Raw genomic sequence first — 18,114 nt, forward strand, 5'->3', positions numbered from 1 at the left:
CGATGAATTCCTTATCGGCGCTTCGGGTAGAAAGGGCGGGACGAGAAGTCTCCCACGGTCCGTACTGGCTAGAGTCGGAATCGAGCTTTTAGTCCCGCCCACCCCTTCAAGTCTAAACATACAAGCGAGCCTGCTCGCGATAGCGGAGGGTCAGCCGACGTCAATGTCGAATGTCCCGGCGCCATCGCGAACAGGCTCGCTCCTACAGTGGAACGTGTGAACCGCCGATCTACAACGCACTCCCCGACTGATCCAAACGCTCCCGCAAAAACTCAATCAGCGCCTGCACCGGTCGCGACGCCTGACGGTGTTGTGGGTACACCGCCGACAGCGTCAGCGGCTCCGGACAAAACGCCTCCAGTACCGGCACCAGCCGCCCTTCCTCCAGTGCCGAGTCGACGATAAACGTCGGCAAATAGGTAATCCCCATCCCGGCAATCGCCGCCTCCTTGAGCAGCTCACCATTGTTGACCCGCATCCGCCCGGTGACGTTAACCAGCAGCGGCTTGCCCTGCCCTTCGAAGCGCCATTGCACCTGACGCCCGTGGCCGTAAGGCAGGCAATCGTGATGGTGTAAATCTTCGGGTCTGAGCGGCGTGCCTCGCTCGGCCAGGTAATCCGGGCTGGCGCAGTAGACACGCTGGATAGCGGCGATACGCCGAGCGATCAGCGTCGAGTCCTCCAACGTGCCGATGCGCAGGGCCAGGTCGTAGCCTTCGCCGAGCAAATCCACCGGGCGATCGCTCAAGTCCACTTCCACCGTGACATCTCGGTAGCGCTGCAAGAACTGCGGCAGCAGAGATCCCAGATGCGCCAGCGCAAATGACAGCGGCGCACTTACGCGGACAGTACCGCGCGGTTCGGTGGTCTGCCCGGCGATGCCCTGCTCCACTTGCTCGACTTCATCCAGCAAGCGCAAGGCCGATTCGTAGTAACTCTGCCCCAGGGGCGTAACGTCCAGCCGCCGGGTCGAGCGATTGAGCAGGCGCACGCCCAGTCGCTCTTCGAGTTGCATCAAGCGCCGACTGACAAACTGCTTGGAAAGACCCAACTGATCAGCCGCCGCCGTGAAGCTGCCCGAGTCCATCACCTGGCAAAAAATACGCATATCTTCGAACGGGTTCATTGTCATGCCTTGATTGACAGTCACCCGCTTTATAGCGGCTTATTGCCGTTTCGACACCCTATTAAATGAACCACGCAGAACCTGTAGGAGCCCGGCTTGCTGGCGATGGCGATTTTGGAGACGCCATCGCCAGCAAGCCGGCTCCTACGGATCGGGGCGCATGCGCGAAATTTGGGTTGACGCAAAACCTGTGGGAGCCTGGCTTGCCGGCGATGGCGATTTCAGGGGCGCCATCGCCAGCAAGCCGGCTCCTACGGATCGGGGCGTGCCCGGGATTTGGGTTGACGCAAAACCTGTGGGAGCCCGGCTTGCCGGCGATGGCGATTTCACGGGCGCCATCGCCAGCAAGCCGGGCTCCTACAGAGGGAGCACTGTGGTCTTACTTGGCAGTAAACGTGGTGTAGCTGTTGATCAGGTTGCGGTAGTTCGGAATGCGCTCCGACAGCAGGTTGGCCAGGCCTTCCATGTCGTTGCGCCAGTCGCCTTGCAGTTCGCAAGCCACGGAGAACCAGTTCAGCAGTTGTGCACCCGCGGCCGACATACGCGCCCAGGACGCTTGTTGCACGGTGGTGTTGAAGGTGCCGGAAGCGTCGGTCACCACAAACACATCAAAACCTTCGGCCAAAGCCGACAGGGTCGGGAACGTCACGCACACGTCGGTTACCACACCGGCGATGATCAGTTGCTTGCGACCGGTGGCCTTCACGGCCTTGACGAAGTCTTCGTTGTCCCAGGCGTTGATCTGGCCAGGGCGCGCAATGAACGGCGCGTCCGGGAACTGTGCTTTGAGCTCTGGCACGATCGGGCCGTTCGGACCGCTGTCGAAACTGGTGGTGAGAATGGTCGGCAGGTTGAAGAACTTGGCGATGTCACCCAAGGCCAACACGTTGTTCTTGAACTCGTTGGGCGTGAAGTCCTGAACCAGCGAGATCAGACCGGTCTGGTGGTCGACCAGCAAGACCACGGCATCGTCTTTGTTCAGGCGTTTGTACGGAACATTGCTCATAAAAAACTCCTTGATGGATGGTTGTCGCTGATTGCGCCGGTGCCGGCCACTGCAGGCGTTGGCCCCGACGCTTTTTTGTATTCTTCAGAAGGCAAAGCACGAGCAGCCAAAGGCGCCCCAGAAACCCGCGAAATCACTGACCGGCGCATTCGACAGACGCGCCCGCTCATGACTGTGAGAGTGCACCTTGCAAGGTCCACTGCACTGGTGAACCTGCGCCTGCAACGGCGAATTCGGCCGCCAATGCCCCGGCACTTTCACCACCGGCGACCAGTCCGGCAGCACCGGTACACTGGCCGGTCCGAGTTTTTCGAAGTCGCCGGCGGCGTACACCACCTTGCCGCCGACCACGGTCAGCACCGACTCGATCCATTTGATCGCTTCTTCCTCGACGCTGAAAAAGTCCGCGCTCAATGCCGCCACGTCGGCCAGTTGCCCAACCTTGATCTGGCCTTTCTTGCCCTGCTCGGAGGAAAACCAGGCGCTGCCGTGGGTGAACAATTCCAGCGCGGTCAGGCGCGACAAGCCCTCGGCGTGCAACGCCAGACCGCCGACCGTCCGACCGCTGACCATCCAGTACAACGAAGTCCAAGGATTGTAGCTGGACACCCGCGTGGCGTCGGTGCCGGCGCCGACTGGTATACCTTCGGCGAGCATGCGCTTGATCGGTGGTGTGGCTTCGGCCGCCTTGGCGCCATAACGCTCGACGAAATACTCACCCTGGAAGGCCATGCGATCCTGAATCGCGATGCCGCCCCCCAGCGCCCTCACCCGCTCGATGTTCTGCGGGGTGATGGTTTCGGCGTGGTCGAAGAACCACGGCAAACCGTTGAACGGAATGTCGCGATTGACCTTTTCGAACACGTCGAGCATGCGGCTGATGGATTCGTTGTAAGTGGCGTGCAAACGGAACGGCCAGCGCTGCTCGACCAGATGGCGCACCACCGGTTCGAGTTCGTCTTCCATGGTTTGCGGCAGGTCCGGACGCGGTTCGAGGAAGTCTTCGAAATCCGCCGCGGAGAACACCAGCATTTCCCCGGCGCCGTTGTGGCGCAGGTAGTCATCGCCCTGATGCAGGGTCACGCTGCTGGTCCAGTTCTTGAAATCGGTCAGTTCTTCCTTGGGCTTCTGGGTGAACAGGTTGTAGGCGATGCGCACGGTCAGTTGCTGGTCCTTGGCCAACTGTTCGATCACCTGATAATCGTCCGGGTAATTCTGGAAACCGCCACCGGCGTCGATGGCGCTGGTCAAGCCGAGGCGATTGAGTTCGCGCATGAACTGACGCGTCGAGTTGACCTGATACTCCAGCGGCAACTTCGGTCCCTTGGCCAGCGTCGAGTAGAGAATCATCGCGTTGGGTCGCGCCACCAGCATGCCGGTTGGCTCACCGTTCGAGTCCCGCACGATCTCACCACCCGGCGGGTTCGGCGTGTTGCGGGTGTAACCGGCGACCCGCAGCGCGGCGCGGTTGAGCAAGGCGCGGTCATACAAATGCAGGACAAACACCGGGGTATCGGGCGCGGCCTGGTTCAACTCTTCGAGCGTCGGCATGCGTTTTTCGGCGAACTGGAATTCATTCCAGCCACCGACCACGCGCACCCACTGCGGCGTCGGCGTGCGGTCGGCCTGATCCTTGAGCATGCGCAAGGCATCGGCCAGCGACGGCACGCCTTCCCAGCGCAGTTCGAGGTTGTAATTCAAACCGCCACGAATCAGGTGCAAGTGCGAGTCGTTGAGACCCGGAATCACGCAGCGGCCCTTGAGATCGATCACTTGCGTACCGGAACCACGCAACGCCATGGCCTCGGCATCGCTGCCCACCGCGACAAAGCGACCATCACGGATAGCGACCGCACTGGCATATGGGTTCTCACGGTCAACGGTATGAAATTGGCCATTGAACAGAATCAGATCGGCGTTCATCGCGTTTCCTTGGGCGCAGTAGAAGAAGACAGCCAGGGCGCGAACAAGCGCGTCGCCATCGGCATGAACAGGTACACCACCGACAGCACGATGGTCAGGGTGATCAGGAATGTCGCGACCACGTAGTTGGAGAGCACGGCGTTGAGTTGCAACAACGGCCCCCAGAGCAGCGGCACCAGCAACGTGTGCGGCAGAATCACCAACAGCGTGACCACGGCCTGCTTCCAGCGCGGCGGTGGCGAACCCGATTCGGTCTGTGGGGTAAACCAGAATTCGTTGGCCGGGTTGACCTCGGTCTGATCGCCGTCGGCCAACATCGGCGTGGCTTCACTGACCAGCGCCTGGCGTTGCGGCGAATCGAGCCAGCGCTGCATCGCCTCGGTGGAGCAAAAACGCAAGACGCAGGTGTAAGAGTCGAGGCCGGCATTCTTGCCGCGCATCACGTCCACGCCCAGGTGACCCTCCTGCTGACCGGCGACGCCGACAATGTTGCGCAGCCAGGCTTCATAAGGCGCTTCAAAACCGGACTTGACCCGGTGCTTGATGACGAGGGTCACGACTTCTTCGAAACCCCTTGCCGGCGAGTCGGGCAAATTGGAATCAGGCATATCGGAGGGCTCCGGCGAGACAATATTGGGGCGAACAAAAAACAGGGCATTGATCGCCGTATTGGTTTGGATAGTGCCGGGGTGGGGAAGGAAAAAATTGAATGTACGTGCTGTTTTTGCGAGAGGCCCCGGGTCCACAGGACAGCATAGATGCTTGTAGGAATGAGATTGATCGGGAGGGTGGGGAGTCAGTCGACATTGCTGTTGAATGACAGTCCGCCATCGCCAGCAAGCCGGCTCCTACAGGGATTGGGGACTTCCGTGAAAATCTGGTCGGCTGTCAGGCCGCCATCGCTGGCAAGCCAGCTCCTGCAGTGGATCGGGGGCATTCGTGAGTGAATGGTTGCCTGGAAGGCCGCTATCGCTGGCAGGCCAGCTCCCACAGGGATTGGGGACTTCCGTGAACATCTGGTCGGCTGTCAGCCGCCATCGCTGGCAAGCCAGCTCCTACAGTGGATCGGGGGCATTCGTGAGTGAATGGTTGCCTGGAAGGCCGCTATCGCTGGCAGGCCAGCTCCCACAGGGATTGGGGACTTCCGTGAAAATCTGGTCGGCTGTCAGCCGCCATCGCTGGCAAGCCAGCTCCTACAGTGGATCGGGGGCATTCGTGAGTGAATGGTTGCCTGGAAGGCCGCTATCGCTGGCAGGCCAGCTCCCACAGGGATTGGGGACTTCCGTGAAAATCTGGTCGGCTGTCAGCCGCCATCGCTGGCAAGCCAGCTCCTACAGTGGATCGGGGGCATTCGTGAGTGAATGGTTGCCTGGAAGGCCGCTATCGCTGGCAGGCCAGCTCCCACAGGGATTGGGGACTTCCGTGAAAATCTGGTCGGCTGTCAGCCGCCATCGCTGGCAAGCCAGCTCCTACAGTGATTGGTGGTGTTGGCCATATATTTCGATCGATACAAGTGCCCTGTAGGAGCTGGCTTGCCAGCGATGACGGATTGTCAGACACCCTTGAAGTGACTGTCAGACCGCTATCGCTGGCAAGCCAGCTCCTACAGAAGAGCAAGAGCAACGTGGCGTACTCTTTTCCGTTCTTCACCACTCATCAGGCCGAGCGTTAGCTCGCCTGCAGCTTTTGATCTTGAGGTGTACGCCCCATCGAGAGGCCGAGTGGAGGTTCTGCGCAGTGGGCACCGCGGCAAGGATGCCGCGGTAGCCGCCCCCGGCCATGGATGGCCGATGGCGGCGGGCCCACGGAGCAGGATCGGAGCGAGGGCATGCCGAGCCACAGCGAGGCACCGAACGACAGAGGCAAGAGCGCTTGGTTACTTGGCGCTTTTCCAAGTAACCCGCTGTAAGAGCGGAACCCTAAGTAGCCGTTACCGCAGCAACGGATATGCACTCAACCAACCAAGAACCTGGTCGGCCCAAAGGCCGCCACGTTCAAGCCAAAACCGCCACCGGCTCCGACATGAACTGACTGATCCGAGAGCGCAACCACCGCTCCGCCGGATCTTTGTCATGCACCCCACTCCACGCCATCGACAACTGCGCCGCTTCAATCTCGAACGGCGGATCTTCAGCCCGCAACCCACACCCCTCCACCAATGCGCAAGCCGCATAATCCGGCACCGTGGCAATCATCTCGGTCCCGGCGAGCAACGCGCGCAAACCGCTGAACTGGGGAACTCCCAACACCACCCGGCGGGTCCGGCCAACCTTGGCCAGATCCAGATCGATATTGCCGCTCAGATCCCCGGAAAACGACACCATCGCATGGGGCCGCTCACAATACTCATCCAGGGTCAGCGTCCCCGGGCGCTTGTCGCCGCGCAGCACTTTGCAGGGAATATCACGCAGTTTCTTGCGCTTGGCATTGGCCGGCAAGTCAGTGGTGTAGCTGACGCCCACAGAGATTTCCCCCGACGCCAGCAACGCCGGCATCAGCAAATAATTGGCCCGCCGTACCACCACGACAATGCCTGGCGCTTCTTCCTGCAGCTTGCTCAGCAGTGGCGGGAACAAACCGAACTCGGCATCGTCCGACAGGCCAATGCGAAACACATCGCAACTGGTCGCCGGATCAAACTCCTTGGCCCGACTGACCGCGCCGGAGATGGTGTCCATCGCCGGTTGCAGCTCCTTGAGAATCGCCAGTGCCCGCCCGGTCGGCTCCATGCCGCGACCGTTGCGCAACAGCAGCGGATCGTCGAACAGATCGCGCAAACGGCCCAGCGCGGCGCTCACCGCCGGTTGGCCCATGAACAGTTTTTCCGCGACGCGGGTCAGGTTCTTCTCGAACATCAGCGCTTCGAAAATCACCAGCAGGTTCATGTCGACGCGACGCAAATCGTTTCGGTTCATAGGCACGGTTCCCTTGTGTGATGGCCAGGCGCGAGGGCAACGATTGTGTCTGACTTTTCGCCAGACTGCCCGCCATGGACGAGGAATTAACAACGTTTAACTCGCTAGCCAATGCCCTGGGGTTCAAGAATGAATCCTACCGACTCGGACATTCGCCATGGCTCAATTCCAGCAAAACGCCGCCCGCGCGACAGTCGCAGAAACACCAGGAAAAAACGCCAGCGGCCTCAGTCCGCAGCGTGAAAGGCTGGTGAAACGACTGATCCTTGATCGCCTCGGCGAAACCCTGCAAGTGACCGAACTGGCGCAGGCTTGTTCGTTGTCGCGCAGCCATTTCTCCCGTGCGTTCAAGTGCAGCACCGGCAGTTCGCCTCAGGAATGGATTCGCCAACAACGCATCGCCCGGGCCAAGCTGCTGATCCGGCACACCGACCTGAGCCTGACGCAAATCAGCCTCGAATGCGGCTTCTGCGACCAGGCGCACTTTTGCCACATGTTCACCCGCAGCGAAGGCATCAACCCGTTTGCCTGGCGTTGTCGGGAAGTACGCGCCCTGTAGGAGCCCGGCTTGCCAGCGATAGCGTTTTCACGGGCGCCATCGCCAGCAAGCCGGCTCCTACGGATCGGGGCGTGTTCGGGATTTTGGGTTGACGCAAAACCTGTAGGAGCCCGGCTTGCCGGCGATGGTGTTTTCACGGGCGCCATCGCCAGCAAGCCGGCTCCTACAGGATCGGGGTGTGTTTGGATTTGCGGGTTAACGCAAAACCTGTAGGAGCCCGGCTTGCCGGCGATGGCGTTTTAACGGGCGCTATCGCCAGCAAGCCGGCTGCTACAGGATCGGGGTGTGTTTGGATGTGCGGATCACCGCAAAACCTGTAGGAGCCCGGCTTGCCGGCGATGGCGTTTTCACGGGCGCCATCGCCAGCAAGCCGGCTCCTACGGATCGGGGCGTGTTCGCGATTTTGGGTTGACGCAAAACCTGTAGGAGCCCGGCTTGCCGGCGATGGTGTTTTCACGGGCGCCATCGCCAGCAAGCCGGCTCCTACGGATCGGGGCGTGTTCGGGATTTTGGGTTAACGCAAAACCTGTAGGAGCCCGGCTTGCCGGCGATGGCGTTTTCACGGGCGCCATCGCCAGCAAGCCGGCTCCTACGGATCGGAGGTGTGTTTGGATTTGCGGATCGCCACAAAACCTGTAGGAGCCCGGCTTGCTGGCGATGGCGTTTTCACGGGCGCTATCGCCAGCAAGCCGGCTCCTACAGGATCGGGGTGTGTTTGGATGTGCGGATCACCGCAAAACCTGTAGGAGCCCGGCTTGCCGGCGATGGCGTTTTCACGGGCGCCATCGCCAGCAAGCCGGCTCCTACGGGTCATGTGTGTTTTTTAGCCCAACGGAACAAGGCGCTCCAACGCCTCGGCCACGCCACGTCCATAAGCCGGATCAGCCTTGGTGCAATTATCGATATGCCGCTGGCGGATCAGTTGCGGCACGCCGTTCATGGCCCGCGCGGTGTTTTCGAACAGCAATTGCTGGCGCGCCGGGTCGAGCAGGCGGAACAGGTTGCCTGGCTGCTCGTAGTGGTCCTCTTCGAGCCGATGGTCGTAGTGCTGGGCAAAGCCTTCCAGCGGCAGCGGCGGCTCAGACAGCTCCTTGGAATCCTCCCACTCGCCAACACTGTTCGGAAAATAACTGGCAGTGCCGCCCAGGTTGCCGTCGGTGCGCATGGCGCCGTCGCGGTGATAGCTGTGATGCGGGCAGCGCGGCGCGTTGACCGGAATGTGATTGAAGTTCACCCCCAGTCGATAACGCTGGGCATCCCCATAGGAAAACAGCCGCGCCTGGAGCATGCGGTCCGGCGAGAAACTGACGCCGGGCACCACGTTGGCCGGGGAAAACGCCGCTTGCTCGATTTCGGCAAAGTGGTTTTCGGCATTGCGATTGAGCTCCATGGTGCCGACTTCAATCAGCGGAAAATCACCGTGGGGCCAGACCTTGGTCAAGTCGAACGGGTTGTGCCGCCAGGTGTTAGCCTGCTCTTCGGTCATGACCTGAATGCACAGCTTCCAGCGCGGGAAATGCCCCTGCTCGATGCTCTCGTACAAGTCCCGCAGATTGCTTTCACGGTCCTTGCCGACCACCACGGCAGCCTCGGCATCCGAAAGATTTTCAATGCCTTGCTGACAGACAAAATGAAACTTCACCCAGACCCGTTGGTTGTCACGGTCGATCAAGCTGAAGGTGTGACTGCCGAAGCCGTGCATGTGGCGGAAACTGGTAGGAATCCCGCGATCACTCATGACGATGGTGACCTGGTGCAGCGCCTCGGGCAGCAGGCTCCAGAAATCCCAGTTGCTGGTGGCGTTGCGCAGGCCGGTGCGCGGGTCGCGCTTGACCACGTGGTTGAGGTCGGAAAAACGCAACGGGTCGCGGAAGAAAAACACCGGGGTGTTGTTGCCCACAATGTCCCAGTTGCCTTCGTCGGTGTAGAACTTCACCGCGAAACCACGGATGTCGCGCTCGGCATCCGCAGCGCCGCGTTCACCGGCCACCGAAGAAAAACGCACGAACAACGGCGTCTGCTTGCCCACTGAGCTGAAAATGTTGGCTTTTGTGTATCGGGTGATGTCATTGGTCACAGTGAAGGTGCCGTAGGCGCCAGCGCCCTTGGCGTGCATGCGCCGTTCGGGGATCAATTCACGGTCGAAATGGGCGAGCTTTTCCAGCAACCAGATGTCTTGCAAGAGCGCCGGACCACGGGGCCCGGCAGTCTGGATATTGAGGTTGTCGGCCACCGGGGCGCCGGTGGCATTGGTCAGCTTTTTCATGGGCCTTCTTCTCGATGGATGGTTGCTCATCAGGAGCAAGGTCCGGCGCGGATCTACGCCCGCGCCGGGGTACGTCAACCCTTCAAAAACGCCAGCAGATCGGCGTTGAGCTGATCCTTGTGGGTGTCAGTCAAGCCATGGGGCGCGCCGGGGTAGACCTTCAGCGTAGAACCTTTCACCAATCCTGCCGAAGCGATGCCTGCTGCTTCGATCGGCACCACCTGGTCGGCGTCGCCGTGCACCACCAATGTCGGCACGTCGAATTTCTTCAGGTCTTCGGTGAAGTCGGTTTCCGAAAAGGCCTTGATGCAGTCATAGGCGTTTTTGTGGCCAGCGGTCATGCCCTGCATCCAGAACCAGTCGATCATGCCCTGGGACGGTTTGGCGCCAGGCTTGTTGAAGCCGAAGAACGGCCCGCTGGCGAGGTCCTTGTACAGCTGCGAGCGATCCACCACCGACGCCTGGCGAATGCCGTCGAACACTTCGATCGGCAGGCCGCCGGGATTGGCTTCGGTCTTGAGCATCAGCGGCGGCACCGAGGAAATCAGCCCGGCCTTGGCTACCCGACCGGTGCCGTGACGACCGATGTAACGCGCCACTTCGCCGCCACCGGTGGAGAAGCCGAACAGCACAACGTTGTGCAAATCCAGGTGTTCGATCAGTTGTGCGAGGTCATCGGCGTAGGTGTCCATGTCGTTGCCGAACCACGGTTGACTGGACCGACCATGCCCACGGCGGTCGTGGGCAATCACGCGGTAACCCTGGGAGGCGAGGAAAAACATCTGCGATTCCCAGCTGTCGGCATTCAGCGGCCAGCCGTGGCTGAAGATGATCGGCTGACCGGTGCCCCAGTCCTTGAAGTAAATCTCGGTGCCGTCGCGGGTGGTGAACGTGCTCATGTGGCGTGCTCCTTTTTTTGTGAGGTGGGGGGTGAATTAATCGGATCCGTGGCCCATGCGCTCGGCCAGCCGCGCCACGCGCTCGCCGAGGTGCGCGGCGGTGCAGCGGTCCTCGGCGGGCGGGGCCAGATCGGGGGACTGCTCGACATTGGACTGGGCCATGGCGCCCAACGAACTGCCCAGCCGGTTCATCTGCCCGTCGAACACGCCCGTGGCGGAGCGCGCGGGCAATAGGTCGAGGCCGACCCAGATCATCGAATGCTGGGCGGCGAACACCGCCATTTGCAGCAAGGTGTTGAGTTTGTCGCCGCACAGGCTGCCGGAATTGGTGAAGCCGGCGGCCAGTTTGTCGCGCCACGGTTGCGCCAGGTAAAACGCCGCCGTGGCCTCCATGAAGGTCTTGAAGGCCGCCGAAGCGCTGCCCATGTAGGTCGGCGCGCCGAAAATGATCGCGTCGGCGTGGTGCAAACACGCCCAGTGTTCGTTCACGTCTTCCACCGCAATGAGCCGGCAGGTGCTGCCCGCGTGCCGTTCCACACCCAGGGCGACGGCTTCGGCCATGACTCGGGTGTGTCCGTAACCACTGTGATAAACCACCACCACCCTGCTCATTCCGGCGTCCTCCAGACATACAAAATCCCTGTAGGAGCTGCCGCAGGCTGCGATCTTTTGATGTGGTTTTTTAAAAACAGGATCAAAAGATCGCAGCCTGCGGCAGCTCCTACAGGTGGGAGTCTTTGTCCAGAGCGGACGCACGACGAGTTAAACGTTGTTAATTTTCCATGCCATGCTAAAAATCCTGACAGCCCGGGTTCTGCGTTCTCGTCCAATGTTCACGGGACCGCGAGTGATTGCCTGATACGCGTCATTCAATGGGCGCGGCCGACCGTCACCCGCGCAGCACATTGCACAGCAGCAAAAACCTGAGGAATATGCTCGAAAACCACGGTCCAGACGCATGCATACAGGAGCACCCCGTTGACCCTTGTCCCCGAACAGGCTGTGCATTTCGGCCCCTACAAGATCTATCCCGGACAACGTCTGGTGATGGAATCCGATCGGCCCTTGCGCCTGGGCCGGCGAGCCATGGACATCCTGTTGATCCTGCTGGAACACGCCGGAAAAGTTGTCAGCAAACAACAGCTGATCGCCGAAATCTGGCCCGACAGCGTGGTCGAAGAGATCAACCTGCGGGTGCATATGGCTGCCCTGCGCAAAGCCCTCGGCGACGGTCAGGCCGGCCAGCGTTACATCGTCACCGTGGCCCAACGTGGCTACAGCTTTGTCGCGCCGTGCTCGCTGGAGCACATCGAGCAAGGCCCGCAACAGGGCGCTATTGAATCGAACGGCCATAACCTGCCCTTGCGCCACACCCGCCTGATCGGTCGCCAGGTGCTGGTCGACAGTCTGGTGGCGCAATTGCCGCGCCAGCGCTTCATCACCCTCGTTGGTCCCGGCGGCATCGGCAAAACCACCGTCGCCCTGCGCGTCGCCGAGCAATTGATCGGCCGCTACCGCGACGGTATTCGCCTGCTGGACCTGGCGCCGATCAACGATCCTGCGGTGATCACCGGTCAACTGGCGACGTTGCTCGACCTGTCTCTGCACGACGGTGAACCGCTGAACAGCCTCGCCACGTTCCTGCGCGAACGGCAGATGTTGCTGGTTATCGACAATTGCGAGCACCTGATCGACAGCGTGGCACTGCTCTGTGAAAGCCTGCTGCGTGGCGCGCCGCAGCTGCATATCCTGGCCACCAGTCGCGAGAGCTTGCGAGCCGAAGGCGAATTCGTCCAGCGCCTGGAGTCACTGGACTGCCCCCCACCGATTGCCGTGCTGGACCGCGCCCAGGCCTTGAGTTTTTCCGCACCGCAATTGTTCGTCGAACGGGCCATGGCCAGCCATGACAGCTTTGAATTGACCGATGCCGAATTGCCGCTGGTCATCGATATCTGCCGGCGCCTCGACGGTATTCCGCTGGCTCTGGAACTGGCGGCTGCGCAAGTCGCGAACCTTGGCCTCAGCGGTTTGCTGACGCAGTTGCAAGAAAGTTTTCGGCTGCTTGCCCACAGCAGCCAGTCGCCCTTGGGCCGACATCAAACCCTGCGCACAACGCTGGACTGGAGCTTCAAACTGCTCAATGCCTGTGAACAAACCTGCCTGCGTCGACTGGGCATCTTTCGCGGTGGCTTTACCCTGGAATCGGCGGCGGCGGTGATCGTTGGCGAACACATCGAACCGCGAGAAGTGTTCGGCTCCATCACGCAACTGGTGGCCAAGTCGCTGCTGAGCGTGGACGTCGGCGACGAAGAGGTGTTCTACCGTCTGCTCGACACCACCCGCCGCTATGCCCTGGAAAAACTCGAACAGACCGACGAACTGCCTGCCGCCCGCAAACGCCACGCCGAACGGTGTCTGACGCTAATGCAGCAGGCGCAAAACGACTGGGAACACATCCCCACCGGTGTATGGATAGATCGTTACGCGCGCAGCCTTGAAGACATCCGTGCGGCGCTCGACTGGGGGCTGTCTGCACAAGGGCCGCATGCGCTGGCAATCCGCCTGACCGCAACGTCCACGCCGCTGTGGCAGGAACTGTCGCTGCTCAACGAGTACGGCGGTTATGTGCGCAAGGCGCTGGCGCTCCTCGACGTTGCGCCCGAGACCTGCCCACGTCTGAAAATGACCTTGAAACTGGCCCTCGGCAGCACCTGTTACCACACCAACGGCGGCACAACCGAAACCATCGAAGCCTTTGTCAGTGCCCATACCCTGGCCAATCACTGCAATGACCTGGCCGGAAAACTTCGCGCTGTCTCCGGGCACCTGGCGGTCAACCTCGGTTGCGGCCACTATCAAATGGCCCTGGAACAGAGCGAACAATTCGACCGACTGGGGCCGCAAGGCGATGCAGCACTGTCCTTGAGCGCCCATCGCTTGCGCGTGCTGACCCTGCACTTTGCCGGCGATCAGCACCGGGCGCGGATGAACGCCGAAGAGGTGATCCAGCGCATGGCCCACAGCGGCCATCTCAACCGCTTCACCCACGGGTTTGGCGTGCAATACGACCAGAGCGTCGCCGCCCTGACCATCCTTGCCCGCATCCTCTGGATACAGGGCCAACCGGAACAAGCCTGGCGTACTGCCCGGCAGGCGCTGGACATTGCGCTGCAGATCAACCACGGCTCGTCCATCTGCTACACACTGGCACTGTCAGGCTGCCTGATCGCCCATTACAACGGCGACAGCCGAACCGCCCGCGAACTCTTGCGCCTGCTGCTGGAGCAAGCACAGAAACATTCGGTGCTGCTTTTCTACACTTGGGCCCGGCACTACGCACAGGTCATCGACGGTGCCGAGGCAGATGCGCTTCCTCGTCCGCAGATGGGTTTGGTCAAGGACATCATGGTCACCCTCGACAGCGGCTTCGTCGATTATGATTTGCTGCAACGCGCCGAGAGCGGCGCGGCGGGCTGGAGCACCGCGGAGATTCTGCGCGCCAGCACCGATGCGCTGTTGGCCGCGGATTGCCCGATCAGACATTGTGCCGCCGAAACCGTGCTGTTCAAGGCACTCAACGTGGCGAAAGCCCAAGGCGCCCTGGCCTGGGAACTGCGCAGTGCCACCTCGCTGGCGCGGCTTTGGCAGCGTCAGGGCCGCTACCGGCAAGCCCATGTGTTGCTGACGCCGATCTACCAGCGATTCACCGAAGGCCACGCCACGCCGGACCTGGTCGCCGTGAAATGTTTACTCGGCGAGCTGCAAGGTCACATGCCGGTTTGATGGCCGGCGTGTGTGACTGACGTAGCCGGCGTAGCGCATTTCAAAGGTGCGCAAGGCTCCGCTTTGTTCGAGTTTTTCCAGCGCATAACAGCGAGTGGTATTGAGGAAACGGTAGCGGGTCACGCCGCGGACTAGCTCAAGCGACAGCAGCGATTTGAACACCAGACCCTCCATCACGCTGATCAGACTGGAGGACCCCAGCGTCGCACAACTGATCACGCCCATCGCCGCGTCCACGGTGAACGCCGATTTGAATACCGCCAGGCGCTGCAACACGGTTTGCTCCATGGGACTCAGCCGCTCATAGCTCCAGTCGAGAGCCGCTTTCAGAGTCTGATGTCGTGGGACTGCCGTGCGCCGCCCCTGGGTCAGCATCTGAAAACAGTTATCCAGTTGCGCTTGCAGGCCCACCAGCGCCAACGCGTCGATCTGTGCCGCCGCCAGCTCAATCGCCAAGGGCAAGCCATCGAGTCGCCGACAGATTTCGCGCACGACCTTAAGGTCTTGCTCGCGCAGGGCAAAGCCGTGCTGACGGGCGCGGGCACGGCTGACGAACAACTGCACAGCTGAATAGCCCATGACCTCGTCAATACTGCGCAAGGCTGACGTCGGTGGCACCAGCAGCGGCGGCAAAGGCAGGAGTGTTTCGTTGTTGGCCAGTAACGGTTCACGGCTGGTGGCGAGAATCGACAGATGAGGTGCTGAAATCAGTAACCCTTCGACCAGTGTCCGGCAGCCTTCAAGCAGGCGCTCGCAATTGTCGAGGACCAGCAACGCATGCCATTGCCCCAGCGTGTCGAGGGTAGTGCCGACGTCCAATTCCAATGTACGCGTCAGATGATCGAGCACCTGCGCCGGGTCATCGATCATCGCCATATCCACCCGCCACACGCCATCGCGATAGTGCTGCAAGAGCAATTCGGCGACACGCAAAGCAACGGTGGTCTTGCCGATGCCACACGGCCCGACCACGGTCATGAAACGGCGTGCCGGCAACTGCCGCACCAGACTGCCAACAACGGCATCACGACCGGTAACCGGCGTGAGTCGCGCCGGCAGGTTGTGCGGAATTTTATGAAGAGTGTCGATGGCGAAAGGCGTGATCTCCATCGCCTGCTGCACCGGCGCGACGAAGCTGTAACCACGCTCGGGGATATTGACGATGTAGCATTGCCCGTTCTGTCCGTCACGAAAGGCTCGACGCAGGGCGGCAATGTGCACGCGCAGGTTGATTTCCTCGACCACCGACTTCGGCCAGACCTGCGCAATCAGTTCGTCTTTGCTGACCACCGAGCCTGCATGCTCGACCAGCACCTGCAAGATATCCAGCGCGCGCCCGCCCAGGCGCAGCGGCTGATCGCCCTCCAGCACCAGTCGTTGATTGACGTGGAACGCGAAGGGGCCGAAGTGCAGCACCGTGTCGCTGTTGAAATCTCTGAGGCTATTCATGCGTCGTCACCCGCTGGAAACCTGCTCGGCACGCGAGGCCATCCAGGCTCCGTACCTTCCTTGCAATGAGTTCACAGGTATCTTGGCAGCCCCCGGTGACGGTTCAACCACCACGTGGGGAGCGTCACGGTCATTACGGTGCGCACAACGGACAAAGGCGCTAGCTGAATTGCTCGCGGTACTGGGTCGGGGTCAGGCCGAGCTTTTCACTGAACAGAAAACGCATGTGCCGCACGCTGCCGAAGCCGCTTTTGAACGCTACGGTCTTGAGCGGCAAGTCACCGGTTTCCAGCAGGTTTCGGGCGCAGTCGATGCGTGCGTTTTGCAGAAACTCCATGGGCGTCATGTTCACTTCCCGGGAAAAGACCCTGGCGAAATGACGGGGGCTCATGTTGGCCAGACTGGCCATGCGTTCGATGCTGAAGGCTTCGTCCAGGTGTTCGAGCACATGGTTCTGCACCCGGGTGATCGCCGTTTCATGCGGGGCTACCGCGGCCATCAACGGGCTGAACTGCGCCTGGCCACCCTGGCGTTTCATCACCACCAGCAACACCTTCGCGACGTCCTGAGCGACTTTCTTGCCATGGTCTGCAGCGACCACGGCCAGCGCCAGGTCAATGCCGGCGGTGACGCCGCCGGACGTGATGAGATTGCGGTCCTGAACGTAAATCTGATCGGTCTCGACCGTCGCCGTGGGGAATGCCTTGATCAATCGTTCGGTGTAATGCCAATGGGTGGTCACGCGGTAGCCATCGAGTAAACCGGCGTGGCCCAGCACAAACGCACCGGTGCAGATCGAGCCATAAGTCGTCGATCGAGTGACGTTGTGCTTGAGCCACTCGAGCAACGGCGGATGTTTTTCGTTGTAGGCACCGGGGCCGCCTGGCACCAGCAGCAGATCGAAGCCGTCACAAGCCTGATCGACAGGCATATCGGCAAGCACCCTCACGCCATTGGACGCCCGCAGTGCGCCGGGCACGGTGCCAAGGGTCGTCAGCACATAATGGTCGTCGGGTTTGAGATAGCGGTTGGCGATGGAAAACACCTCCATCGGACCGGCCATGTCGAGCAGGAGAAAGTCGGGAAACAGCACCATTGCCACGGTTTTCATGGGTTCAAAATCACTGGAATCTTAGGAAAAAAACACCCATTCCTGTAGGAGCCGGCTTGCTGGCGATGGGGCCAGCGGGATTTGCATCGATTGCGAGGCCGCCATCGCGGGCAAGCCACGCCCCTACAGATTATGTGTTCGGCATTGATGGGCATTATGGCGAAGTGTAGCGTCAGCGTCGTCGTTCATTACTGTCAACCTGAAGGAGACAGTATTTCAATTTCCATCTACTTATTACACCCACCAGTAACCATTAATCTTCTCCTCACTCGGACGAATCAACGTCCCCACAGGAGATTTCATCATGCTGACCCTTCGCAAAGCATCGGATCGTGGCCTGGCCAATCACGGTTGGCTGAAGTCGTTCCATACCTTTTCCTTCGCCAGCTATCGCAACCCGAAAGAACAGGGTTTTTCCGATCTGCTGGTGATCAATGATGACCGCGTGGCGGCCGGTAAAGGTTTCGGCCAGCACCCGCACCGCGACATGGAGATTTTCTCCTACGTGCTCGAAGGTGCACTGGAACACAAGGACACATTGGGCACCGGCTCGGTGATCCGTCCCGGCGATGTGCAGTTGATGAGTGCCGGCAGCGGCGTGGCGCACAGCGAATACAACCACTCGGACTCGCGGCCCGTGCACTTTCTGCAAATCTGGATCGTCCCGGACGTCAGCGGTGCCAAACCCCGCTATCAGCAAGAACATTTCAGCACGCAGAAAAAGCGCGGTCGCCTGCAATTGATCATCTCCCCCGACGGCGCCAAGGGTTCGCTGAAAGTCCGCCAGGACGCGCGGGTGTATGCCGGCCTGATCGATGGCAAGGAGAGCGCCACGCTGGAACTGGCTGCCAATCGCTATGCCTATGTGCATGTGGCTCGCGGTCGGGTCGAACTGAACGGCGTGGCCTTGCAGGAAGGCGACGGCGTGCGGGTTCGCGAAGAACAGTTGCTGACCCTGAGCAACGGGGTAGATGCCGAAGTATTGGTGTTCGATCTGCGTCCGCAAGAGCTGCCGGAAATGCCATAAGCAACCGGCCCTTGTAGGAGCGAGCCTGCTCGCGATGGAAGTAATGAAAA

At 60.8% G+C, this 18,114-nt stretch carries 13 protein-coding genes; 3 read left to right on the forward strand and 10 right to left on the reverse strand.

Annotated features, from left to right (window positions below; translation table 11 throughout):
• Positions 1 to 229: 229 nt before the first annotated feature.
• The 5 genes from KGB21_RS00005 to KGB21_RS00025 all read right to left on the reverse strand — a co-directional run bounded on the left by KGB21_RS00005 (position 230) and on the right by KGB21_RS00025 (position 6,970).
• The gene (locus tag KGB21_RS00005; protein WP_034151235.1) at positions 230 to 1,126 is read right to left on the reverse strand and encodes a LysR family transcriptional regulator; all 897 of its coding nucleotides are present in this window, start codon (positions 1,124 to 1,126) and stop codon (positions 230 to 232) included.
• A 379-nt stretch (positions 1,127 to 1,505) separates the two neighbouring features.
• Positions 1,506 to 2,132 (reverse strand): isochorismate family cysteine hydrolase YcaC, encoded by a 627-nt coding sequence (gene ycaC, locus KGB21_RS00010; RefSeq protein WP_034147244.1) that lies wholly within the window; start codon positions 2,130 to 2,132, stop codon positions 1,506 to 1,508.
• Between the two features lie 84 nt (positions 2,133 to 2,216).
• Positions 2,217 to 4,055 carry an amidohydrolase gene (locus KGB21_RS00015; RefSeq protein ID WP_223502936.1) on the reverse strand — a complete coding sequence of 613 codons (1,839 nt, stop codon included), beginning with the start codon at positions 4,053 to 4,055 and terminating at the stop codon, positions 2,217 to 2,219.
• Complete coding sequence (locus tag KGB21_RS00020; RefSeq protein ID WP_223502937.1) at positions 4,052 to 4,663, reverse strand: antibiotic biosynthesis monooxygenase; 612 nt, start codon at positions 4,661 to 4,663, stop codon at positions 4,052 to 4,054. The genes KGB21_RS00015 and KGB21_RS00020 overlap by 4 nt, the downstream gene beginning before the upstream one ends.
• A 1,386-nt stretch (positions 4,664 to 6,049) precedes the next feature.
• The gene (locus tag KGB21_RS00025; protein WP_223502938.1) at positions 6,050 to 6,970 is read right to left on the reverse strand and encodes a LysR family transcriptional regulator; all 921 of its coding nucleotides are present in this window, start codon (positions 6,968 to 6,970) and stop codon (positions 6,050 to 6,052) included.
• 157 nt (positions 6,971 to 7,127) lie between these two features.
• Here KGB21_RS00025 and KGB21_RS00030 point away from each other — a divergent pair, with 157 nt between their 5' ends.
• A complete protein-coding gene (locus KGB21_RS00030; RefSeq protein WP_223502939.1) occupies positions 7,128 to 7,529 on the forward strand; it encodes a helix-turn-helix domain-containing protein in 402 nt (133 codons plus the stop codon).
• Between the two features lie 823 nt (positions 7,530 to 8,352).
• On the opposite strand, the gene KGB21_RS00035 is transcribed toward KGB21_RS00030, so the two are convergent.
• The 3 genes from KGB21_RS00035 to KGB21_RS00045 form a co-directional block, all read right to left on the reverse strand.
• The gene (locus tag KGB21_RS00035; protein ID WP_223502940.1) at positions 8,353 to 9,795 is read right to left on the reverse strand and encodes a catalase; all 1,443 of its coding nucleotides are present in this window, start codon (positions 9,793 to 9,795) and stop codon (positions 8,353 to 8,355) included.
• 74 nt (positions 9,796 to 9,869) lie between these two features.
• Positions 9,870 to 10,694, reverse strand: coding sequence for an alpha/beta fold hydrolase (locus tag KGB21_RS00040; protein WP_034147250.1), 825 nt, complete (start codon positions 10,692 to 10,694; stop codon positions 9,870 to 9,872).
• A gap of 36 nt (positions 10,695 to 10,730) precedes the next feature.
• Positions 10,731 to 11,306 (reverse strand): flavodoxin family protein, encoded by a 576-nt coding sequence (locus KGB21_RS00045; RefSeq protein ID WP_223502941.1) that lies wholly within the window; start codon positions 11,304 to 11,306, stop codon positions 10,731 to 10,733.
• Between the two features lie 366 nt (positions 11,307 to 11,672).
• Between KGB21_RS00045 and KGB21_RS00050 the strand changes: the two genes are divergently transcribed.
• On the forward strand, positions 11,673 to 14,477 hold the full coding sequence (locus KGB21_RS00050; protein ID WP_223502942.1) for an ATP-binding protein: 2,805 nt from the start codon (positions 11,673 to 11,675) through the stop codon (positions 14,475 to 14,477).
• On the opposite strand, the gene KGB21_RS00055 is transcribed toward KGB21_RS00050, so the two are convergent.
• Both KGB21_RS00055 and KGB21_RS00060 read right to left on the reverse strand, forming a co-directional pair.
• The gene (locus KGB21_RS00055; RefSeq protein WP_223502943.1) at positions 14,442 to 15,926 is read right to left on the reverse strand and encodes an ATP-binding protein; all 1,485 of its coding nucleotides are present in this window, start codon (positions 15,924 to 15,926) and stop codon (positions 14,442 to 14,444) included. The two genes, KGB21_RS00050 and KGB21_RS00055, sit on opposite strands and share 36 nt — an antisense overlap.
• A gap of 160 nt (positions 15,927 to 16,086) precedes the next feature.
• The gene (locus KGB21_RS00060) at positions 16,087 to 17,037 is read right to left on the reverse strand and encodes a GlxA family transcriptional regulator (protein ID WP_223502944.1); all 951 of its coding nucleotides are present in this window, start codon (positions 17,035 to 17,037) and stop codon (positions 16,087 to 16,089) included.
• A 304-nt stretch (positions 17,038 to 17,341) separates the two neighbouring features.
• Between KGB21_RS00060 and KGB21_RS00065 the strand changes: the two genes are divergently transcribed.
• Positions 17,342 to 18,064, forward strand: a complete 723-nt coding sequence (locus tag KGB21_RS00065; RefSeq protein WP_223502946.1) for a pirin family protein — start codon at positions 17,342 to 17,344, stop codon at positions 18,062 to 18,064.
• Positions 18,065 to 18,114: the final 50 nt, after the last annotated feature.

It is taken from the genome of Pseudomonas sp. GL-RE-29 (genome assembly GCF_019947275.1).
Taxonomy (GTDB): domain Bacteria; phylum Pseudomonadota; class Gammaproteobacteria; order Pseudomonadales; family Pseudomonadaceae; genus Aquipseudomonas; species Aquipseudomonas fluorescens_A.

Bases quoted from the DNA above. Each gene is read 5' to 3' on its own strand.
- KGB21_RS00005 (WP_034151235.1), bottom strand. From the start codon at position 1,126: ATGAACCCGTTCGAAGATATGCGTATTTTTTGCCAGGTGATGGACTCG.
- ycaC (WP_034147244.1), bottom strand. From the start codon at position 2,132: ATGAGCAATGTTCCGTACAAACGCCTGAACAAAGACGATGCCGTGGTC.
- KGB21_RS00015 (WP_223502936.1), bottom strand. From the start codon at position 4,055: ATGAACGCCGATCTGATTCTGTTCAATGGCCAATTTCATACCGTTGAC.
- KGB21_RS00020 (WP_223502937.1), bottom strand. From the start codon at position 4,663: ATGCCTGATTCCAATTTGCCCGACTCGCCGGCAAGGGGTTTCGAAGAA.
- KGB21_RS00025 (WP_223502938.1), bottom strand. From the start codon at position 6,970: ATGAACCGAAACGATTTGCGTCGCGTCGACATGAACCTGCTGGTGATT.
- KGB21_RS00030 (WP_223502939.1), top strand. From the start codon at position 7,128: ATGGCTCAATTCCAGCAAAACGCCGCCCGCGCGACAGTCGCAGAAACA.
- KGB21_RS00035 (WP_223502940.1), bottom strand. From the start codon at position 9,795: ATGAAAAAGCTGACCAATGCCACCGGCGCCCCGGTGGCCGACAACCTC.
- KGB21_RS00040 (WP_034147250.1), bottom strand. From the start codon at position 10,694: ATGAGCACGTTCACCACCCGCGACGGCACCGAGATTTACTTCAAGGAC.
- KGB21_RS00045 (WP_223502941.1), bottom strand. From the start codon at position 11,306: ATGAGCAGGGTGGTGGTGGTTTATCACAGTGGTTACGGACACACCCGA.
- KGB21_RS00055 (WP_223502943.1), bottom strand. From the start codon at position 15,926: ATGAATAGCCTCAGAGATTTCAACAGCGACACGGTGCTGCACTTCGGC.
- KGB21_RS00060 (WP_223502944.1), bottom strand. From the start codon at position 17,037: ATGAAAACCGTGGCAATGGTGCTGTTTCCCGACTTTCTCCTGCTCGAC.
- KGB21_RS00065 (WP_223502946.1), top strand. From the start codon at position 17,342: ATGCTGACCCTTCGCAAAGCATCGGATCGTGGCCTGGCCAATCACGGT.